Genomic DNA, 16,188 nt, shown 5'->3' with positions numbered 1-16,188 from the left:
AGAGGCTCAAACCAACGTGGCTCAATTCGTCTATAGCATGCATCGCGTCGGCAAAGTGGTTCCGCCGAAGCGTCATATTCTGAAAAACATCTCCCTCAGCTTCTTCCCTGGCGCAAAAATCGGCGTACTCGGTCTGAACGGTGCGGGTAAATCTACCCTGCTGCGCATCATGGCCGGCATCGATAAAGACATCGAAGGGGAAGCGCGTCCGCAGCCAGGCATCAAGATTGGCTACCTGCCGCAGGAGCCGCAGCTTAACCTTGAACACACCGTGCGCGAGTCGGTTGAAGAAGCGCTGTCAGAAGTGGTTGGCGCACTGAAGCGTCTCGACGAAGTCTATGCGCTCTATGCCGAAGAGGGTGCAGATTTCGACAAGCTGGCCGCTGAGCAGGGCCGTCTGGAAGAGATCATCCAGGCACACGATGGTCACAACCTGAATACCCAGCTGGAACGTGCTGCCGATGCGCTGCGCCTGCCTGACTGGGACGCGAAAATCGCCACCCTTTCCGGTGGTGAACGTCGCCGCGTCGCCCTGTGCCGCCTGCTGCTGGAAAAACCAGACATGCTGCTGCTGGACGAACCAACGAACCACCTGGACGCCGAATCTGTCGCCTGGCTGGAGCGCTTCCTGCATGACTTCGAAGGCACCGTCGTGGCGATTACGCATGACCGTTACTTCCTGGATAACGTGGCAGGCTGGATTCTGGAACTTGACCGCGGTGAGGGTATTCCGTGGGAAGGCAACTACTCCTCCTGGCTGGAGCAGAAAGATGCGCGTCTGGCGCAGGAAGCCTCTTCTGAAGCCGCTCGTCGTAAGTCGATTGAGAAAGAGCTGGAGTGGGTTCGCAAAGGACCTAAAGGCCAGCAGTCGAAAGGCAAAGCCCGTCTGGCACGCTTTGAAGAGCTGAACAACACCGACTACCAGAAGCGTAACGAAACCAACGAACTGTTCATTCCGCCAGGTGCCCGTCTGGGTGACAAAGTGCTGGAAGTCAGCAATCTGCGTAAGTCCTATGGCGACCGTGTGCTGATTGACGATCTCTCGTTCTCCGTGCCAAAAGGCGCGATTGTCGGGATTATCGGTCCGAACGGCGCGGGTAAATCAACGCTGTTCCGCATGATGTCCGGTCAGGAACAGCCTGATTCCGGCAGCATCGTACTGGGTGAGACCGTTAAGCTGGCCTCCGTCGATCAGTTCCGCGACAGCATGGACAATTCCAAAACCGTGTGGGAAGAAGTCTCCGGCGGTCAGGACATCATGCGTATCGGTAACACCGAGATGCCAAGCCGCGCCTATGTCGGACGCTTTAACTTTAAAGGCGTCGATCAGGGCAAACGCGTGGGCGAACTCTCCGGTGGTGAGCGTGGTCGTCTGCACCTCGCGAAACTGCTGCAGGTTGGCGGCAACATGCTGCTGCTCGATGAACCAACCAATGACCTGGACATCGAAACCCTGCGCGCGCTGGAAAACGCCCTGCTGGAGTTCCCGGGCTGTGCGATGGTGATCTCGCATGACCGCTGGTTCCTGGACCGTATCGCGACGCACATTCTGGATTACCAGGATGAAGGCAACATCGAATTCTTCGAAGGTAACTTTACCGAATATGAAGAGTACAAGAAGCGTACCCTCGGCGCCGACGCGCTGGAGCCGAAGCGCATCAAGTACAAACGTATGACGAAGTAATTGACTAAACGGGCGGCAGCGATGCCGCCCTTTTTTATCGCTGTATCAGCGATAAAACTCCCTGAACACCGGTGACTGCAGTGCGAACTCAATAAAGCGCGCCAGCGCGGGTGAGTTCAGCTTTCGCCCCGGATAGACCAGCCATAGCTCATTCCCCTCCACTTCCCAGTCCGGCAGCACCGGCACCAGCCGGGGATCCGCCATCGCGCCATCAGTCAGAAAGTGCGGCAGCAGCGTAATGCCCGCATCGCCCAGCGCCGATTCACGCGCATAGAGTAAATTGTCGGTGAGATGACCCGGCGGCAGCAGCCAGCGGTAGAACTCATCGTCACGCTGCAAAACCCATTCATTCCAGGCGCGATGCGCAATACAGCGGTGAGCCGACAGCTGCTGTGGATGCAGCAGCGGCGGGTGCTGGTTAAGATAGTGCTGAGAAGCCACCAGCAGCCGTGGGCAGTTGCCTATCCGGCGGCCAATCAGCGAAGATTCCTGCGGCTGACCGGTGCGCAGCGCCACATCAAAGCCCTCCTGCACCAGATCGCGCATCTCATCGGAGATCGAGACATCCAGCGTCACATCCGGATAGAGACGTAAAAACTCTGCATTACAGCGCGCCAGCAGCGTAGCGCCAATCCCTGCCGGGCTGGTGATGCGCAGGCGCCCGCTGGGGTTTTCCCGCAGGCTGGCAATCGCCTGATCGGCGCGTTCACTGGCCTGCATCATTTCCTGACAGTGCAGCAGATAACGCTCACCGGCAAAGGTCAGATTGAGCTGGCGGGTGGTGCGGTTCAGTAACCGGATCCCCAGCCGCTGCTCCAGTTGGCTGATGCGCTGACTGACGCTCGATTTGGGCAGACCCGCGCGTTCCGCCGCGCCGGTAAAGCTGCCACACTCCGCCACCAGCGCAAACAGAGCCATATCCTGCCACTGACGAAACGCCATTGTTCACCTCAGACGAACACTCTATGAAAGATTGTCCATCTTATCACCGCTAAAATCAGGTTCTACACTTAAAGCCTGTCTTCATCATTACAGCCCGTCTGTCCATGGAGAGTATGTACACCGACTCCCGACCAGGCTGTCAGAGAAAAGAGCCAGACTCTTTGCTTAACTACACAGGAAAACGTTATGTCTATTCGCGCTATCGCAATTAATCCGGAAAATCCTGAACACTTCACTGAAATTTTCCCTGAAACACCAGCGCCAGGTGAGTATGACCTGCGCGTCGAAGTCAAAGCCGCATCGGTCAACCCGGTCGATACCAAGGTGCACAAAGGGGCGAAGAAGAACGGCTTACAGCAGCCACGCATCCTCGGCTGGGATGCCAGCGGCGTCGTGCTGGAAGTGGGCAGCTCAGTCAGCAACTTTAAGCCTGGCGATGAAGTCTTCTATGCCGGCGACCTGACCCGTCCTGGCAGTAACAGCACCGAGCAGTTGGTTGACTCACGCATCACCGGTCACAAGCCAGAGAGCCTGGACTGGGCGCAGTCGGCGGCGATCCCGCTGACAGCCCTGACCGCCTGGGAAGGCCTGTTTGAACGACTGAATCTTGAAACAGCATCAGAAGATCAGACGCTGCTGATCGTCGGCGGCGCAGGCGGTGTCGGATCGCTGGCGATCCCGCTGGCGAAGCTGCGCAGTAAAGTGAAGATCATTGCGACCGCCTCGCGTGAAGATTCCGCCCAGTGGTGCCGCGATCGCGGTGCCGATCTGGTGATCAACTACAAAGATATGATCGGTGAGCTGGAGAAACAGGGCATTAAGCAGGTCGATTATATCTTCTGCCTGAATGACACCGACGGTCACTGGGAAACCATGGCGAAGCTGATCGCTCCACAGGGTCACATCTGCACCATCGTGGAAAACGAACATCCGCTGTCGATGGACCAGCTGAAGCTGAAGAGTGCGGCGCTGCACTTCGAGCTGATGTATACCCGCAGCATGTTCAACACGCCGGATATGGCGCGTCAGGGCGAGATTCTGGATGCGGTATCGGCATTGCTGGACGAAGGGAAGCTGCAAACCACACTGAGCGAGACGCTGCACGGCCTGAGCGTTGAAACCTTAACTGCCGCCCACCAGCGCGTGCTGGAAGGCCATATGCGCGGCAAAGTGGTGATGGTTTATTAATGCGCTGACCCGGCTGCCTTTCGGTAGACCGGGCCAATGCATGCGTTACGACTGGGCGTTTTTCTCGCCCAGCATCGCTTTCACCAGTTCAATGCAGCGCAGGAAGCGGGTGTCATAATCATCTTCCTTCACGTGCAGGAATTCGATGTTGTTTTCCCGCAGCATCGTGACCAGCATCGACTGAAACTCCCGTCGATCCACTGAACTGCCCAGGCTGCGCAAGCCATCCGCGACCCAGGGCACATTGTTCTCCAGCAGGATCACCAGATCAAAACGATATTCATCGATCAGCGCCTGCACAAACGGATGTTCACGCCCTTCATACTTGAGACAAAACGCCTGCGTGGTGACAAAGTCGGTGTCGATAAACGCCACTTTGTTGGCATATTTGACGGCGAAATCGATGTACTGCGCCTGGCCCAGCGCGATCTTGTCGTAATCGGAATATTGCAGCGCCATTTCATCACCGCCCAGATGGGAAAAGACATAATCGCGGCCATATTCCCAGGCACTGGTGGTATTGAAGATGTTGGCGAGTTTATTCACCAGCGTCGATTTACCGCTCGACTCTCCGCCAAGGATCGCCACGGTGCGCACAAAGAACGGTTTCACTTCCGTGGGAATGTAATCCCAGAAGCGGAACGGATCCTGACGAATCTGCGCGCCGCTGATGCTCATAAAGGACCGGTTAGGATCGACCAGCACGGTCTGAATGCCCAGGTGCTGCTGGTACATCTCCGCATCGGGCGCTTCGCTGGTGTAGATGCAGTCCGGCGCAATGCCGTGCTCGCTGAGAAACGCGCTGACGCCTTGACTCCAGACATCCCAGCCGTGCGGATAAGGTTCGATCCCCTCCTCATCAAAGGCGTGAATGCGGATATTTTTCTGATACTTAAAGGTCTGCAGCAGCCAGCGCAGGCGATCGCTGACCGTCGGCTGCTGTGACATCGCGCTGTTCTCAAACAGCTCGCGATCGCGCGGCTCGTCATAACCCATGATGATGTGCAGCTCATCCACCTGGCTACAGGCGCGCTGAATCAGATAGATATGGCCGGTATGCAGCGGATAAAACTTACCAAATACCACGCCTACTGTTTTATCGCGGCGCGGAAACTCCAGGCCCAGAAAGCGGTGCAGCGCCTCCAGCTTTTGCGCGCTGGGGCTTTTAATTTTGGCATTGAGCAACTGGCTCAGATAGCCTTTGGTCATGCCGCTGGCATCAGCCACCTGTTGCAGCGTATGGCCCTGCTGGCGAATGGCCGTTTTCAGATAATCAAACGACGACATGTCGTGCCTCCTGCATCAATGCGGTTAAGGTGGGAGCGGCCAGCCCGCGACGCAGGCTGGCCGCAGGCGCGTTACAGATCGTCCAGAATCGCCAGCGCATCGGCCAGCTTCTTCGCGCTGAAAACCTGCATCCCGGCAATCGGTTTTTTGGGTGCATTCCCCGCCGGTACAATGGCGCGTTTGAAGCCATGCTTCGCTGCTTCAGAGATGCGCTCCTGACCACTGGGCACCGGACGGATCTCACCGGCCAGTCCCACTTCGCCGAAGATCACCAGATCCTGTGGCAGTGGACGATCGCGCAGGCTCGACACCATCGACAGCATCAGCGCCAGATCCGCACTGGTTTCGGTGACTTTAACGCCGCCGACCACATTGACGAACACATCCTGATCCGCCATCTGCAATCCGCCGTGGCGGTGTAAAACGGCCAGCAGAATCGCCAGACGGTTCTGCTCCAGACCCACCGCCACGCGACGCGGATTGCCCATCATTGAGTGATCGACCAGCGCCTGAATCTCCACCAGCAGCGGACGCGTTCCCTCCCACAGCACCATGACCGAACTGCCCGAGGTGACCTCTTCGCCACGCGACAGGAAAATAGCGGATGGATTGCTGACTTCACGCATGCCCTGCTCGGTCATGGCAAACACACCCAGCTCATTCACCGCGCCGAAGCGGTTTTTATGGCTGCGCAGGGTGCGGAAGCGGGAATCGGCATCGCCATCCAGCAGCACCGAACAGTCGATGCAGTGCTCCAGCACCTTCGGCCCGGCCAGCGAGCCATCTTTGGTGACGTGGCCGACCATGATGATCGCCACGCCGCGCGTTTTGGCGAAGCGCGTCAGGTAAGCAGCGGTTTCCCGTACCTGAGCCACGCTGCCCGGCGATGACTGGATCTCCGCCATGTGCATCACCTGGATCGAGTCGATCACCATCAGTTGCGGTTGCTCCTGCTCGGCGATCAGGCAGATCTGCTCAATGCTGGTTTCCGACAGCATATTCACATTTTCGGTGGGTAATCCCAGACGATGGGCGCGCATCGCCACCTGTTGCAGTGACTCTTCACCGGTTACGTAAAGGGTTTTCATCCCTTCTGACAACCGGCACATCACCTGCAGCAGCAGCGTGGATTTGCCCGCGCCCGGACTGCCGCCAATCAGAATAGCGCTGCCCGGTACGACGCCGCCGCCCAGCACGCGGTCAAACTCTTTGAAGCTGGTCGAGAAGCGCGGTAACGCCTCCAGGCTGATTTCAGAGAGCTTCTGCACCCGGCTGGTTCCGGCGCTGCCGGCATAGCCACTCAGGCGCTCGTTACGCGCAGCAGCAGGCGAGGCAGCGATGCGCACCTCGGTGATGGTGTTCCAGGCGTGACAGGCGCTGCATTGCCCCTGCCAGCGTGGGTAATCTGCGCCACATTCGTTACAGACAAATGCGCGTTTTGCCGCTTTGGCCAAATCAATACCTCAGTTAACGCTCTTCGTGAATCAGGCTGCCGGTGAGGATGCAGAACACCCCCATTAAATCGGCATGGCGAATGGTGACCGCGGTCTGCTCATTCACCTTAGGTTTAGCATGGAACGCAATGCCCAGCGCTGAGGCTTTGATCATCAGCAGGTCATTGGCACCATCGCCGATCGCCACCGTCTGTTCCGGCGCGATATTAAAACGCTCCGCCAGCTTCTTCAGGGTATCGGCTTTGTATTGTGCGTCGACAATCGGACCCAGCACGTTGCCGGTCAGTTTGCCGTCGCGAATTTCGAGTTCATTGGCCACCACCGCCGACAGGTGCAGCTTGTCGCGCAGGTAGTCGGCGTAGTAGGTAAAGCCGCCAGATGCGATGGCAATCTGCCAGCCCAGCGCCTGCAGTTTCTGCGTCAGCGTCGTTAAGCCTGGCATCAGCGGCAGCGCATCGCGCACCTGTTTGAGAATATTGGCGTCCGCACCCTGTAGCGTGGCGACGCGCTGACGCAGGCTGGCGGTGAAGTCGAGTTCGCCGCGCATTGCGCGTTCCGTCACTTCCGCGACCTGCTCGCCGCAGCCCGCCAGTTTAGCAATCTCGTCGATGCATTCGATCTGAATCGCGGTGGAGTCCATATCCATGACCAGCAAGCCCGGCGTTTTGAGATGCGGGATTTTGCCCAGCGGCGCTACGTCCAGCCCGGCGTCGTGCGCCAGCTTGCTGGCAAATGGCGTCAGCGATCCCGCCAGGCGAATCACCTGATACTCATCGACGTTCCAGGCGCTGACGATCACCATCGCCGCACCCAGCTGGTGCTGGTAATCGGTCAGCCGTTGCTTATCCAGCCCGCGGCCATACAGCAGCCAGCCGGTGCGGCCAGCGCGATAATCCAGCGGCATCACTTCATCACCGCTAAGAGAAAGGGGCAAACCCGGCCAGAGGGAGACATCGGCGGGAAGATCGCACCAGGTTAAACGATTTGGCATCAGAGCTCCTGTAGGGACAACAAAACCACGCAAGAGGCTACCTTGTCTGCGCCGCTTCTGGCAACATAATCTCCAGGCTTTCTGTTGTGATATGACCCGGATGATTAATGGCTAAAACCGCACTGAAATTTCGCTTACATCGTACCGTGATCGTTCTTATCTCGATGGCGCTGCTGGTCGTGCTGATGCAGGGCGCCTCCTGGTTCAGTCTCGGCCATCAGACGGCGCGTTCTGAGCAGGTCGAGGAGCTGGCGCATACGCTGACCAGCCAGGTGGCATTCAGCCTTAAACCGTTGATGGACAACAGTGAAAATAACCGGAATCAGATTGAAGCCATTCTTAATCAGATGACGGCGAACAGCCGTATTCTGGATGCGTCCGTGTATGACGGCGACGGCAGCCTGGTGGCGCACAGCGGTGAAAACATCAATGTCCGTGACCGGCTGGCGCTCGACGGCAAGCGCGCGGGCAGCTATTTCAACCACCAGATTGTGCAGCCGCTGGCCGGAAACGATGGCCCGCTGGGCTTTCTGCGCGTAACGCTGGATACCCACGTACTGGTCACCGACTCACATCAGGTCGATAACACCACCAATATTCTGCGTCTGATGATGCTGCTGGCGCTGGCGATCGGCATTATTCTCTCCCGCACTCTGCTGCGTCATCGCCGCACCCGCTGGCAGCAGTCGCCGTTTCTGCTTACCGCCAGCACCCCGGTGAAAGAGGACCGGGATGATGACGACGAGAAGAAACCGTAGCGCGCCTGCGCTGCGCTGAAGATAAAACGAGAAAGGCCCGCACAGCGGGCCTTTTTTATACTGCTCAAAAAACAAAATCCGGGTTTGTATGACCGCAATGAATAAGCTGAATGCGCAGGGAATACGGGCAGAGGAGGAAAGCGTCCCGCGCCAGGGACGGCGCGGGCCGAGCGGTCAGGGATGGTTTAAGCGACTTTCCGATCTGACCGTGTTTCCTTCGCAGACTCGATCTTACCGCTGGCCCGGACTGAGTTTGTCAAAAATGGAAAAGGCCCGCTGTGCGGGCCTTTTTTATTGGAAAGTTGCGGATTTGCGAGGCAGCTTCCATCAGCCGATCAACAGCGCTTCCAGTTCACTCAGCGATTTGACCTGCCAGGTCGGTTTGATATGTTCCGGCAGTGGCCGGGTGCCATGATCGAGCCAGCAGGTTTTCACACCAGCATTCATGCCGCCCAGAATGTCTGATTCTGGCGTATCACCCACCATCAGCACCCGCTGACGATCCGGATTGCCCATCAGATCCAGCGCGTAATCAAAGATCTCTGCCGCCGGTTTTGGCACGCCGACCTGCTCAGAGATCACCAGCGCCGAGAAGTAATCACGGAAACCGGTGCGCTCCAGACGCGTCTGCTGCAGCGCGGTAAAGCCGTTGGTAATGATCCCCATCTTTACCCGGCCATGCAGTTGATTCATCAGACTGACCGCACCCGGCAGCGGCGTGCAGATCTCCCCCATTGCGGTGAGAAAGCCGCTGTTAAGGAGCTCTGGCGCAACGCTGAGCTTTTCGCTCCAGTGGTTAAAACGCTGAGTCTGCAGCTGTAATGCTGAAATGGTGCCGTTCTGATAATCGACCCACAGCGGTTTGTTGATCGCCTGATAATCGCTGTAATCCTGGTCAGTGAACTGCACGTCATAACCCGCGAACAGGCGCTGTAAACCGGCATAGGCATCGAAATGAAAAAGGGTATCGTCCGCATCAAACAGGATGCAATCCCAGTTATCTGACATTAAAACTCCTTAACACCACTACGGCGTCAGGGCCATGAGAATGGCATCTTCACGGCCGCTGGCGGTGGGATAATAATTGGGGCGACGACTGACCTGATTGAATCCAAGCTGCTCATAGAGCGCGATGGCGGGCAGGTTCGAGGCCCGCACTTCCAGCCACAGCGTCAGCACGTCGCGTTTGATCAGTTCATCGATCAGATGCTGCAACAGCTGGCGGCCCAGTCCCCGGCGCTGAAAGGCGGGATCGACCGCGATGTTAAACAGCGAGGCTTCGTCCAGCACCACCTGGGTAATGGCAAAAGCGGCCATTTTGCCGTCGACATCGAGACGTAAATTGATAAAGCGCTCGCCCTGATTGCTGGCAAACGTCTTTTCACTCCAGGGAAACGCGTGACTACGACACTCAATGGCGTAGGCCTGCGCCAGATCGTCAGGGGTGAGTAAAGAGATGGCTGTCATGGTTACACATCTGTTGCCAGAGCGCGCGTTTGGCGACGCCGCTACTGATCAGTTCATTGAAAGAGGCGCTGGTTAAAGCCACGCCATTAAAAGGCTGTTCACTCTCTACGCCGAGCAGCCAGCCCGCGCAGTTCAGCGTCTCCGGCAGCATTTGCAGCTGATCCGGCGTCACCGTCATCACCTGAGCGGGTTGCAGGTTGAGAGCATGCAGCACGTCGCGCATCAGCGGTTCATGCAGACCGGGCGGCGCGTCAGCGACAATAATTAACTGCGTGTCCGGTGCCAGCGTGACGGCAATTTCGCCCTGAAGCACGCGCGGGCGGCGCAGCTGGTACTGTGTAATTCCCATTTGCTGTAAAAGCCAGTCGCGCCTGGACGTCATGGTGTTACCTGTTCTGCTGCCTGAATGCGACGCTATGCTAGCAAACCCATCGAACATGCGCCAACAAACCACTATAATCCCCGCTCAGATCTTACAGGAGCCCTACATGTCTGCTTTAACCCCGGCCAGCGAAGTCATTCTGCGCCACAGTGATGAATTTACCGCCCGCCATGTTTTATTTGCTGGCGATCTGCAGGATGACCTGCCCGCTCAGCTGGAAACCGCCTCGTCGCGCGTTCACACCCAGCAATATCATCACTGGCAAAACCTGAGTCGCCGTATGGGCGAGCAGGCGCGTTACGGCATGGTTGCGCAGGCAGAAGATGTGCAGGGCTGCGATACGCTGGTCTACTTCTGGACCAAGAATAAGCCGGAAGTGCAGTTCCAGCTGCAGAACCTGCTCTCTCTGCTGCCGGTCGGCTGTGACGTATTCGTTGTCGGTGAAAACCGCAGCGGCGTGCGCAGTGCCGAAGGCATGGTGGAGTCGTGGGTGAAACTGGAAAAAATCGACAGCGCGCGTCGCTGTGGTCTCTACCATGGTCGCCTGGACAAACAGCCTGAGTTTGATGCCAGCAGCTTTGGTCATCAGTATCAGCTGGATGGTCTGACGATTCATACCCTGCCTGGCGTCTTCAGCCGTGACGGCCTGGACAGCGGCAGTGCCCTGCTGCTCTCGACCTTTACTCCGCATACCAAAGGTAAAGTGCTGGATATGGGCTGTGGCGCAGGCGTGATTGCCGCCTCTCTGCCGGCCCGTTCGCCTAAAGTGCGTCTGTGGCTGTGTGACGTGCACGCGGCTGCGATTGAAGCGAGTAAATTGACGCTGGCCGCCAATGGCATCGAGGGCGAAGTCTTCGCCAGTAACGTCTTCTCTGACGTGACGGGTCGTTTCGACATGATTATCTCGAACCCGCCGTTCCATGAAGGTACCCAGACCAGCCTCGACGCCGCCCAGGCGCTGATCCGTGGCGCAGTGAAACACCTGAACACCGGCGGCGAGTTGCGTATTGTGGCGAACACCTTCCTGCCCTACCCGCAGGCGCTGGATGAAGCCTTCGGCAGTCACGAAGTCATCGCACAGACCGGTCGTTTTAAAGTTTATCGCGCTGTTTACGGTCGCGGAGCCAAAACGCGCTAAGCGCTTTTCCCGGCGTTAATGGCGTTGCCGGGCTGAAAACGTTGCTTTTTACAGCGATCGTTTCAGCCCGACGAAATAGTTGTTGACGCAAAGAGTAAAATCTCTAGAATGCGCCTCCGTGGTTGTAACATTCTCAGGGTGTTACGGGTATGCGAAGGTGGCGGAATTGGTAGACGCGCTAGCTTCAGGTGTTAGTGTCCTAACGGACGTGAGGGTTCAAGTCCCTCTCTTCGCACCAAAATCACATGTTTCATATCGCGAGCACTGCGCGAAGGTGGCGGAATTGGTAGACGCGCTAGCTTCAGGTGTTAGTGTCTTAACGGACGTGAGGGTTCAAGTCCCTCTCTTCGCACCATTGCGGTGATATGAACAGACAACTCGATGCGAAGGTGGCGGAATTGGTAGACGCGCTAGCTTCAGGTGTTAGTGTCTTAACGGACGTGAGGGTTCAAGTCCCTCTCTTCGCACCAACGTTGTCATCCTCTGTTTTCCCCGCAATGTCCTTTTGCTTCCCTTGCAGTACCGTTTTATCCCCTGCTCATTTTAGTTTTCAGCTCGCTTTAGCTCACCCGGCACGTCGATTTCACCCTCTTCGCCTCGATTAAATCAGATGAAAATTCACAGAGATCGCCGCCAGGCCACCCGCTAATGCCAGGCAGGATGGCAACAGCAGATAGTGTCGCAGACGCTGATTAAACAGCATCACGACAGTCAGCAGCAGCGCCACCGTCATGACCATCCGCCACTGACTGAAGCTCGGTTCCCATAAGGCGAACAGCGGCAGTGCGATGCAGGGCAGCAATACGCCCCACGCGCTATCCAGTTTTTTACCCAATGCCCAGCTGACTCCCCACAGGCCGCAGGCCGCAATAATCGCTATCCCCATGACGCAAACCTCAAATGATAAGCATTCCCATTATCATATGTCAGTTTTAACGGCCTTGCAGCCTGTTTTTGTCACGTCCGGCAACGAAGATGACAGACCAGTTGGAAAATGCTAGATTGCGGCCGATAACACTTTTAATAACAGCAACAGCAATAATTTGCTCACTCTCTGGCAGAATCTTTTTTTTGCCGGCTTGCGCTTTGGTATTTCAGGGCCGTCACGAGTATTTATAATGAAATTACAATCATATGAAGAACTGAAACAGAGTAAATACCGGCTTTCAGTGATGCTTTTTCTCTTTTTAAATATCGCCGTTTCGCTATTTTATCTGCTGCCTGTAATGAGCAATGAGACCAATGACGCGACACTGCCGGTAATTTGTGTGGCTGCTTTTAGCGGCATCATGTTAATTACCTATTTAATATGGCCCAGACTAAAACTTCCCCTGTTAAATCCTGTGGCACTACTGCTGGGCATGCTCTGGGCCTGGCACATTAATTATCGCTTTCATCAGGTGTTCTATTTTGATGGTGGCTTTCTTATTATCAGTTTGATCAGTGTGTTATTTATCAGTGCTATCGCCCTGAGCGATTATCTGGGTGCATTTTGTCTGCACGTCGCGCCGCCGGTCTTCACCGTATTACTGCTCGACAATGGACAGCATCTGCCGCTGATCCTGCTGACCATCATCCTGCCTCTGATCGGTTTCTCGCTGCAGCATCTGATGCGCCGCCGTGCCGACAACTTTACCCTGCGCCTGATGCATCAGCTTTATGAAGAGAAAGAGACATTCAGTGACCTCAGCATGCTCGATCCGCTGACCGGACTCTATAACCGCCGCGGCCTGAAGAACCGGCTCGATAATATTCTGGAAAACCACGCCGGCAGCCACTACGTGCTGCTGCTGGATATCGACCACTTCAAGGCCTACAACGATAATTATGGGCATGCGATGGGCGATCAGGCACTGGCGCGGGTCTCTGTCGCGATTCGTGATGCGGTGCGTTCGCGCGATGTCGTCACCCGCTATGGCGGCGAAGAGTTTCTGGTGCTGATGACCAATGTGAACAGTTCGATCGCCATGAAGCTGGCAGAGCGAATCCGCCAGTATGTGCTGGATTTAGAAATCCCTCACCTTTTCAATGAGACCGTTTCCACCCACGTGACTATCAGTGCGGGTATCGCGCCCATTTATGATAATGAGTTCGATCTGGCGGTCGCCAATGCGGACAGCGCGTTATATGTGGCTAAAAATCAGGGTCGCAATACCATTCTCGCCTGGGAAGATTTGCCCCGACAGCAGCCTCAGACCTCCAGCGAACATGCCTGAGTAAGCATAACGCGGTCGTTGCTGACCGGAACAGTGGCGAGCGATGTGCTGCTCTGGCTGTCCTGATGACCGCTCTCAACCCCCGCCGTTTTCCCGCCAGCAGCGACGATTTTTTACACGACTTGTAGAGTTAATCAATAACGATTATCATTTGCTTTCTTATCTACACTTTCTGCGAGTCGTCATGGCAACTGCTTCAGCTCAGGAACAGCGTTTTAGCGCTCAGTCGATGATCTTCCGGCAGAATGACCGCCCGCTGGCGGAAAGTCTGCATGAGCGGCTGCAGCAACAGCGCAGCTATCTGCTTGAATCAACGAAGTTCAGCCAGTCTGCTCCGCGCGATACGCTGACGCTTGCCGCCTGGTCGGAATCAGAGGCCTTTGCCCCGCTAATCCAGCGCTATAGCGATTATCTTTATCGCGATCATCCTGATGCCGTTCGTGAAGCGAAACCGGTGCTGTCACTCTGGGCACAATGGTATTTTGGCCTGCTACTGCCTCCGCTCATCATGGCGTTGTTGCAGGAGTCGCGTGCGCTGGACTGCTCGCCTGAGCATATTCGCGTCGGATTTCATGAGAATGGCCATCCGGCCACGTTCTGGATCGATGTGCAGGAAGATGAAGAAGCGCGCTATCTTAATTCCCTGCAGCGCATCGACCGGCTGATTCAGCAGCATCTGATCCCGGTGGTCAAGGGTATTACGCAGCATGGTGATATCAACGCCCGACTCATCTGGAACAACATGGGCTACTCATTCCAGTGGTTCCTGGGTGAGCTGAAAAGCCAGATCGATGAGGCGCTGATCCTGCAACTGGAGCAGGCGCTGTTCTTCAACCAGCGGCTGCTGGATGGCAGCGAAAACCCACTCTACCGCACCATGATCCCGCGTAATGGCGAACTGGTCCGTCGCAGCTGCTGCCAGCGTTATCGCATCCCTGATGTCGAACAATGCGGCAACTGCACCCTGAGCGGCAGCTAAACAGACTTAATTACAGCGAATTCTCCGTTTATCTCGTTTACAGGCACTGAGGCTTGTGGCAATTTTTACGCCTTCGATCAGCCTGGAGAGAAAGATGAGTCTGGAGTCCGTGCGCCAGTTCTTTGCCGAACACGCCCCTGAAATTGAAATTATTGAGCTGGCAGAAAGCACTGCAACGGTCGGGATGGCTGCACGTGCCCATGGCGTGACGCCAGGAGAGATTGCCAAGACCCTGTCACTGAAAGTGAAAAACGACGTGGTGCTGATTGTGACACGCGGCGATGCCCGGCTGGATAATCGCAAGCTGAAAGCGGCGCTGGGCGCGAAAGCGCGGATGCTGAGCGTCGACGAGGTGATTAACTGGACCGGCCACCCGGTGGGCGGCGTCTGTCCGTTCGGTCTGGAGAATCCGCTGACCGTCTACTGTGATGTTTCACTGCGCAGCTTTGAAGAAGTCCTGCCCGCCGCTGGCGCTATCCACAGCGCCGTCCGCATCTCGCCACAGCAGATGGCTGAACTGACTAACGCCCGCTGGATCGACGTATGCGAAGCGATTTAACGCTTTGCATCGGCTCACAAACCCTGCATTTCTGCCTGCGCCCGAATGCTGCTGACAACCTGACAGATTTTATCAGCCGATGATAATCACCGCCCCATCATGGCAGTTAATCACGCGCAGTAAGCGGGCGCAGTTAATCGCCCATGACTTCAGGATGTCAGGCGCTTAAATGCCTGTTCGATGATCGACAACAGCAGCGTGTTATCGACGCTATGCAGCACATGCACCGATGCACCGCAGTGATCAGGCACACCGACAGTGAGCCGAAGCGGCTGACGATAACGCCAGCTTTTGCCACGCGTCGCACCGGGACGTAGTTCGATATCAACCCGGTAATCGATACCCGAGGCGACTCGCTGATTCAGCAACCAGGCGACCACCAGCGCATCGTGGATCCAGCATCCTGCCAGCTGACGGGTTTCCATTGAATAGTCGATCCACGGGCGCAGCGTGTCGCGTACAAATTCGGTCAGCGGATGATCGGCCGCGGTGAGACGTGTCAGATCCTGCTGGGTCAGCAGCGTCTGCGTGGTGACATCCATCGGCACCAGTGTTACCGCAGCACCGCTGTACAACACCTGATGCGCCGCCTCGGGATCCAGACCAAAATTGGTGTCTTTGATGTAATCATCCAGCGAGAAGACGCCGCCCATGATCACAATTTCCGCCACCGATTCTGCCATGGCGGGATAGCGCTGCATCGCCAGCGCCACATTCGTCAGCGGACCAATTGCTACCAGTGTAATCTCGCCCGGATTGTCGCAAATCAGTTTGCCGATAGCGTCAGCCGCATCAAACGCATCCGCCGCAATATCGGCTGGCTGACGCACATCCTGCCAGAGTTTTTCCAGCGCAAGCTGATTGACCCGATGATCCAGCGTCTCGCGCCATGGCGCAGGATCTTCCTGTAACGCCTGCGTCGCGCCCTGTACGACCGGGATAGATAATCCCAGCCGGACGATCAGATCTTTGGCAACGCGTGCACCCACGTCACATGGCGTGTTACCCGCTACGGTAGTGATCAATTCCAGCGACAGGGCTGGTGAAGCTAAGGCCAGCGCAATCGCCAGCCCATCATCGGTGTTGGCACCCGCGATCCCATTGCCGGGATCGCAATCAATAATGATTCTTTTCATATTTTTA

Annotated in this window: 16 protein-coding genes and 3 tRNA genes; 10 read left to right on the top strand and 9 right to left on the bottom strand. The window is 56.5% G+C overall.

What is annotated here, in order from left to right; genetic code table 11:
• Window positions 1–16 precede the first annotated feature (16 nt).
• Window positions 17–1,684 (top strand): energy-dependent translational throttle protein EttA, encoded by a 1,668-nt coding sequence (gene ettA, locus BY447_RS13530; protein WP_013356691.1) that lies wholly within the window; start codon window positions 17–19, stop codon window positions 1,682–1,684.
• A 45-nt stretch (window positions 1,685–1,729) separates the two neighbouring features.
• Here ettA and BY447_RS13525 read toward each other — a convergent pair whose 3' ends face one another.
• On the bottom strand, window positions 1,730–2,626 hold the full coding sequence (locus BY447_RS13525; RefSeq protein WP_013356690.1) for a LysR family transcriptional regulator: 897 nt from the start codon (window positions 2,624–2,626) through the stop codon (window positions 1,730–1,732).
• A gap of 186 nt (window positions 2,627–2,812) precedes the next feature.
• Between BY447_RS13525 and BY447_RS13520 the strand changes: the two genes are divergently transcribed.
• Window positions 2,813–3,814 carry a zinc-binding alcohol dehydrogenase family protein gene (locus tag BY447_RS13520; RefSeq protein ID WP_095706235.1) on the top strand — a complete coding sequence of 334 codons (1,002 nt, stop codon included), beginning with the start codon at window positions 2,813–2,815 and terminating at the stop codon, window positions 3,812–3,814.
• Window positions 3,815–3,859: 45 nt separating this feature from the next.
• Here the strand turns inward: BY447_RS13520 and nadR are convergent, their stop codons facing one another.
• The 3 genes from nadR to serB all read right to left on the bottom strand — a co-directional run bounded on the left by nadR (window position 3,860) and on the right by serB (window position 7,546).
• Window positions 3,860–5,101, bottom strand: coding sequence for a multifunctional transcriptional regulator/nicotinamide-nucleotide adenylyltransferase/ribosylnicotinamide kinase NadR (gene nadR / locus BY447_RS13515; RefSeq protein WP_013356688.1), 1,242 nt, complete (start codon window positions 5,099–5,101; stop codon window positions 3,860–3,862).
• Window positions 5,102–5,172: 71 nt separating this feature from the next.
• Complete coding sequence (radA, locus tag BY447_RS13510; RefSeq protein WP_003854897.1) at window positions 5,173–6,555, bottom strand: DNA repair protein RadA; 1,383 nt, start codon at window positions 6,553–6,555, stop codon at window positions 5,173–5,175.
• Between the two features lie 13 nt (window positions 6,556–6,568).
• A complete protein-coding gene (serB, locus tag BY447_RS13505) occupies window positions 6,569–7,546 on the bottom strand; it encodes a phosphoserine phosphatase (protein ID WP_110331328.1) in 978 nt (325 codons plus the stop codon).
• Between the two features lie 107 nt (window positions 7,547–7,653).
• Here serB and BY447_RS13500 point away from each other — a divergent pair, with 107 nt between their 5' ends.
• Entirely contained in the window at window positions 7,654–8,304 is a 651-nt protein-coding gene (locus BY447_RS13500) for a YtjB family periplasmic protein (protein WP_033781785.1), read from the top strand.
• 327 nt (window positions 8,305–8,631) lie between these two features.
• Here BY447_RS13500 and yjjG read toward each other — a convergent pair whose 3' ends face one another.
• Genes yjjG through BY447_RS13485 form a run of 3 tightly spaced genes read right to left on the bottom strand, consistent with a single transcriptional unit; the run spans window position 8,632 to window position 10,153 of the window.
• Window positions 8,632–9,312, bottom strand: coding sequence for a pyrimidine 5'-nucleotidase (gene yjjG / locus BY447_RS13495; protein ID WP_110331327.1), 681 nt, complete (start codon window positions 9,310–9,312; stop codon window positions 8,632–8,634).
• A gap of 18 nt (window positions 9,313–9,330) precedes the next feature.
• Entirely contained in the window at window positions 9,331–9,771 is a 441-nt protein-coding gene (gene rimI, locus BY447_RS13490) for a ribosomal protein S18-alanine N-acetyltransferase (RefSeq protein WP_013356684.1), read from the bottom strand.
• On the bottom strand, window positions 9,743–10,153 hold the full coding sequence (locus BY447_RS13485; RefSeq protein WP_033781781.1) for a DNA polymerase III subunit psi: 411 nt from the start codon (window positions 10,151–10,153) through the stop codon (window positions 9,743–9,745). The genes rimI and BY447_RS13485 overlap by 29 nt, the downstream gene beginning before the upstream one ends.
• 106 nt (window positions 10,154–10,259) lie before the next feature.
• On the opposite strand from BY447_RS13485, the gene rsmC reads away from it, so the two are divergent.
• The 4 genes from rsmC to BY447_RS13465 all read left to right on the top strand — a co-directional run bounded on the left by rsmC (window position 10,260) and on the right by BY447_RS13465 (window position 11,761).
• Entirely contained in the window at window positions 10,260–11,291 is a 1,032-nt protein-coding gene (gene rsmC / locus BY447_RS13480; protein ID WP_033731428.1) for a 16S rRNA (guanine(1207)-N(2))-methyltransferase RsmC, read from the top strand.
• Window positions 11,292–11,442: 151 nt separating this feature from the next.
• Window positions 11,443–11,529: transfer RNA gene (locus tag BY447_RS13475), tRNA-Leu, on the top strand.
• A 30-nt stretch (window positions 11,530–11,559) separates the two neighbouring features.
• Window positions 11,560–11,646: transfer RNA gene (locus BY447_RS13470), tRNA-Leu, on the top strand.
• A 28-nt stretch (window positions 11,647–11,674) separates the two neighbouring features.
• A tRNA-Leu gene (locus tag BY447_RS13465) sits at window positions 11,675–11,761 on the top strand.
• Between the two features lie 131 nt (window positions 11,762–11,892).
• Here BY447_RS13465 and BY447_RS13460 read toward each other — a convergent pair.
• The gene (locus BY447_RS13460; protein WP_013356681.1) at window positions 11,893–12,177 is read right to left on the bottom strand and encodes a DUF1435 domain-containing protein; all 285 of its coding nucleotides are present in this window, start codon (window positions 12,175–12,177) and stop codon (window positions 11,893–11,895) included.
• A gap of 232 nt (window positions 12,178–12,409) precedes the next feature.
• Between BY447_RS13460 and BY447_RS13455 the strand changes: the two genes are divergently transcribed.
• The 3 genes from BY447_RS13455 to BY447_RS13445 all read left to right on the top strand — a co-directional run bounded on the left by BY447_RS13455 (window position 12,410) and on the right by BY447_RS13445 (window position 15,045).
• On the top strand, window positions 12,410–13,507 hold the full coding sequence (locus tag BY447_RS13455) for a diguanylate cyclase (RefSeq protein WP_013356680.1): 1,098 nt from the start codon (window positions 12,410–12,412) through the stop codon (window positions 13,505–13,507).
• A 184-nt stretch (window positions 13,508–13,691) separates the two neighbouring features.
• Entirely contained in the window at window positions 13,692–14,486 is a 795-nt protein-coding gene (gene fhuF, locus BY447_RS13450) for a siderophore-iron reductase FhuF (RefSeq protein WP_041456616.1), read from the top strand.
• A 94-nt stretch (window positions 14,487–14,580) separates the two neighbouring features.
• Window positions 14,581–15,045: a YbaK/EbsC family protein gene (locus BY447_RS13445; protein ID WP_013356678.1), complete on the top strand. Its 465-nt coding sequence runs from the start codon at window positions 14,581–14,583 to the stop codon at window positions 15,043–15,045.
• Between the two features lie 149 nt (window positions 15,046–15,194).
• Here BY447_RS13445 and BY447_RS13440 read toward each other — a convergent pair whose 3' ends face one another.
• On the bottom strand, window positions 15,195–16,181 hold the full coding sequence (locus BY447_RS13440; RefSeq protein WP_033781773.1) for a nucleoside hydrolase: 987 nt from the start codon (window positions 16,179–16,181) through the stop codon (window positions 15,195–15,197).
• Window positions 16,182–16,188: the final 7 nt, after the last annotated feature.

The sequence above is a fragment of the Pantoea sp. JKS000250 genome (assembly GCF_003201065.1).
Taxonomy (GTDB): domain Bacteria; phylum Pseudomonadota; class Gammaproteobacteria; order Enterobacterales; family Enterobacteriaceae; genus Pantoea; species Pantoea vagans.
The sequence above is the reverse complement of the archived record's forward strand: the minus strand, read 5'-3'. Positions and strand labels throughout refer to the sequence as shown.

Excerpts from the sequence above, each read along its gene's own strand:
- BY447_RS13445 (WP_013356678.1), top strand. The coding sequence starts at position 14,581 with ATGAGTCTGGAGTCCGTGCGCCAGTTCTTTGCCGAACACGCCCCTGAA.
- rimI (WP_013356684.1), bottom strand. The coding sequence starts at position 9,771 with ATGACAGCCATCTCTTTACTCACCCCTGACGATCTGGCGCAGGCCTAC.
- BY447_RS13520 (WP_095706235.1), top strand. The coding sequence starts at position 2,813 with ATGTCTATTCGCGCTATCGCAATTAATCCGGAAAATCCTGAACACTTC.
- serB (WP_110331328.1), bottom strand. The coding sequence starts at position 7,546 with ATGCCAAATCGTTTAACCTGGTGCGATCTTCCCGCCGATGTCTCCCTC.
- fhuF (WP_041456616.1), top strand. The coding sequence starts at position 13,692 with ATGGCAACTGCTTCAGCTCAGGAACAGCGTTTTAGCGCTCAGTCGATG.
- BY447_RS13500 (WP_033781785.1), top strand. The coding sequence starts at position 7,654 with ATGGCTAAAACCGCACTGAAATTTCGCTTACATCGTACCGTGATCGTT.
- nadR (WP_013356688.1), bottom strand. The coding sequence starts at position 5,101 with ATGTCGTCGTTTGATTATCTGAAAACGGCCATTCGCCAGCAGGGCCAT.
- BY447_RS13460 (WP_013356681.1), bottom strand. The coding sequence starts at position 12,177 with ATGGGGATAGCGATTATTGCGGCCTGCGGCCTGTGGGGAGTCAGCTGG.
- yjjG (WP_110331327.1), bottom strand. The coding sequence starts at position 9,312 with ATGTCAGATAACTGGGATTGCATCCTGTTTGATGCGGACGATACCCTT.
- BY447_RS13455 (WP_013356680.1), top strand. The coding sequence starts at position 12,410 with ATGAAATTACAATCATATGAAGAACTGAAACAGAGTAAATACCGGCTT.
- rsmC (WP_033731428.1), top strand. The coding sequence starts at position 10,260 with ATGTCTGCTTTAACCCCGGCCAGCGAAGTCATTCTGCGCCACAGTGAT.
- BY447_RS13485 (WP_033781781.1), bottom strand. The coding sequence starts at position 10,153 with ATGACGTCCAGGCGCGACTGGCTTTTACAGCAAATGGGAATTACACAG.
- BY447_RS13525 (WP_013356690.1), bottom strand. The coding sequence starts at position 2,626 with ATGGCGTTTCGTCAGTGGCAGGATATGGCTCTGTTTGCGCTGGTGGCG.
- BY447_RS13440 (WP_033781773.1), bottom strand. The coding sequence starts at position 16,181 with ATGAAAAGAATCATTATTGATTGCGATCCCGGCAATGGGATCGCGGGT.